Below are 1,189 nucleotides of genomic sequence, written 5' to 3'. Positions count from 1 at the left end.
ACCGTCGGTGTGCAGGAGACCGTCGAGGACACCGGCCGTGACGCCGCCGTCCTGGGTTCCCTGCGCCGCGATGAAGGGGGTCTGGAGCGGTTCTGGCTCTCCCTGGGCGAGGCCTACGTCCACGGCGCGTCCGTGGACTGGCAGGCGGTGTTCGCCGGGACCGGCGCGCAGCGCGTCGACCTGCCCACCTACGCCTTCCAGCCGCAGCGGTTCTGGCCCGAGATCAGCGCGCATCCCGACCTCGACGTGCCGGTGGAGAACAAGACCGACGCCCGCTTCTGGGAGGCCGTCGAACGCGAGGACCTCGAAGCCCTCGCGGGCACCCTCGCTCTCGACACCCCGGAAGCGATCGGTTCGTTGGGCAATGTCCTGCCCGGACTGTCGTCCTGGCGTCGGCAGAGCCGTGAGCAGTCCACCGTCGACGGCTGGCGCTACCGCGTGACGTGGAAGCCCCTGCCCGAGCCCACCTCCGCTCACCTCACCGGCGTCTGGCTGCTCGCCGTCCCCGACACGCTCACCGGCGCGGACGAGGAGTGGACGGCCGCCGTCGAGCGCACGCTCACTGCCCGCGGGGCGCAGGTGCGCACCGTGCGCGTCGAGCACGGTACGACCGACCGCGAGCAGCTCACGGCAACCGTGAGGGCCGCACTCGACGACTCCGCCCCCAGCGGCATCCTTTCCCTCCTCGCTCTCGGCGGCGAAGGCGCGTTCGCGGGTGAACTCACGTTCGTCCAGGCACTCGGTGACGCCGAGGTGGCCGTGCCCCTGTGGTGCCTGACCCGCGGCGCCGTCGCCGCCGGCCGCTCCGAGCAGGTGACCGATCCCGCCCAGGCGCTGATCTGGGGTCTCGGGCGGGTCGCCTCCATGGAGCAGGGCGGCCGCTGGGGCGGCCTGGTCGACCTGCCCGGCACGGACACGGTGGACGACCGGGCGCTGACCCGCCTGGCGGGTGTCCTCGGCGGCGACGGCGCGGAGGACCAGGTGGCCCTGAGGGCTTCCGGGATGCTCGGTCGCCGTCTGGTGCGTGCGCGGCCGGCGGACACCGCGGTGGCGCGTGAGTGGCGCCCGCGGGGCACGGTGCTGGTCACCGGCGGCACGGGCGCGCTGGGCGCACATGTCGCCCGTTGGCTCGCGGGCAACGGCGCCGAGCACCTGGTGCTGGTGAGCCGCCGGGGCATCGAGGCACCGG

1 protein-coding gene is annotated in these 1,189 nt (G+C 74.2%); it reads left to right on the top strand.

The annotated features are described in order from the left end of the window. Positions 1–1,189 (top strand): KR domain-containing protein (locus ACP4IX_RS36225; protein WP_426558904.1); only part of this gene is annotated, 1,189 nt, incomplete at both ends.

It is taken from the genome of Streptomyces sp. WG5, from assembly GCF_049974565.1.
Taxonomy (GTDB): Bacteria; Actinomycetota; Actinomycetes; order Streptomycetales; family Streptomycetaceae; genus Streptomyces.
This window is presented reverse-complemented; position numbering and strand designations above follow the sequence as displayed.